Annotated in this window: 1 protein-coding gene; it reads left to right on the top strand. The window is 73.6% G+C overall.

The window, feature by feature from the left end; translation table 11 throughout:
- Positions 1-244 precede the first annotated feature (244 nt).
- On the top strand, positions 245-1,857 hold a 1,613-nt coding region (locus tag HY68_RS04480), incomplete at its 3' end, for a tetratricopeptide repeat protein (protein ID WP_041995134.1).

The raw sequence follows: 1,857 nt of genomic DNA, 5'->3' as shown, positions 1-1,857 counted from the left end.
CTCATAACCCAGAGGTCGCAGGTTCAAATCCTGTCCCCGCTACTCATGGTCAAGGGCCCGGATCCTTCAGGATCCGGGCCCTTGACGTACGTCTGTACGGATGGTGTCCCAAGTGTGTTTCAGGTCGGAGGAGTTGGCCCCGACCGTGTTTGACTTATCTCTCTGTGGGCATGTCGACAAAACGCTGAAGTGACCTTGTTGCACGCGATATACCAGGTGTGCACGGGTAGCGGGTGATGCGACGATGGAATTTATGGGGGATAGGACAACTCTGTTGGAGACAGGGCGGTTTGTGCAACGGTCCGAAACGGGAGTTTTCGGGGCCGACAGCGCTGCCGACAGTACGGCGTCCGCCGTGGAAACCGCCGACGCCGAGGCCGAGGCGCGCCATCGCGCCGCCGCCGACGCCGGCGACACGGCGGCGATGAGCACGCTCGGCGCCCTGCTGCTGCGCCGCGGCGACCTCGACGCGGCCGAGCCCTACCTCCGTGCGGCCACCTCCGAGGGCGACCGCGCCGCGGCCAACAACCTGGGCGTCCTGCTCCAGCAGCGCGGCTACCCGGACGAGGCGGCCGGCTGGTGGCGGATCGCCGCCGTCGCCGGATCCGCCGCCGCCGCGCACGCGCTCGGCCGGCACTACCGCGAGCGTGGCGACGAGCCCGCCGCCGAGTACTGGCTGCGCCAGTCCGCCGAGCAGGGACACGCGCTGGGCGCCTACGCGCTCGCCGACCTGCTGGAGCACCGCAGCGACGTCGGCTCCGAGCGCTGGCTGCGCGCCGCCGCCGAACAGGGCCACCGCGAGGCGTCGTACCGGCTCGCCATGGCCCTGGAGCGGCGTGCCCGCGAAGCCGTACGGTCCACCGAGGACGCGGCGCCCGCCCTGCTCGCCGAGGCCGCGCAGTGGTACCGGCAGGCAGCGGCGCGCGGCCACCGCAGGGCCGCCCTGCACCTGGGCTCGATCCTGGAGCGGCGCGGCGAACTGAAGGAAGCGGGCCGCTGGTATCTGAACTCCGCCAAGGACGGCGAGGCGCGGGCCGCCTGCGCGCTCGGCTTCCTGCTGCGTGACGCGGGCGACGAGGAGAGCGCCGCCATCTGGTGGCTGCGGGCCGCCCAGGACGGCGACGGGAACGCGGCCAACGCGCTCGGCGCGCTGCACGCCGCCCGTGGTGAGCAGCAGAGCGCCGAGCGCTGGTACCGCGCGGCGATGGACGCGGGCGATGTCAACGGCGCGTACAACCTCGGGCTGCTCTGCGCCGCCCAGGAGCGTACGGCCCAGGCCGAGCAGTGGTACCGGCGCGCCGCGTACGCGGGCCACCGCGAGGCCGCCAACGCGCTCGCCGTCCTGCTGCTCCAGGCCGACGACCCGACCGGGGCCGAGCCGTGGTTCTCCAAGGCGGCCGAAGCGGGCAGCGTGGACGCCGCGTTCAACCTCGGCATCCTCTACGCGGGCCGTGCCGACGACCGTTCGGCGCTGCGCTGGTACGAGCGCGCGGCTGCGGCCGGACACACGGAAGCCGCCCTCCAGGTGGGCATCGCCTGTCTGCGGGACGGTGACGAGCAGTCGGCCGAGCGGCATCTGCGCTGCGCCGCCGGCGGCGGCAGCGCCGAAGCGGCGTTCCGGCTCGCCGCCCTGCTCGACTCGCGGATGCCCGCGCCGGGCCCCCCGGCGCTCGGCGAGACGCACACCGAGAAGAGCGAGTGCGAGCAGTGGTACGAGCGCGCCGCCGAGCAGGGGCACCGCCGTGCCCAGGTGCGGGTCGGCATGCTCGCGGCCGGCCGCGGCGACATCGCGGAGGCCGCCCGCTGGTACCGCGAGGCCGCCGAGGCGGGCAGCCGCAACGGCGCCTTCAACCTCGG

This window comes from Streptomyces sp. AcH 505 (assembly GCF_000818175.1).
Lineage (GTDB): Bacteria > Actinomycetota > Actinomycetes > Streptomycetales > Streptomycetaceae > Streptomyces.
Note: the sequence above shows the minus strand (reverse complement) of the source record. Positions and strands in the feature narration are given on the sequence as shown.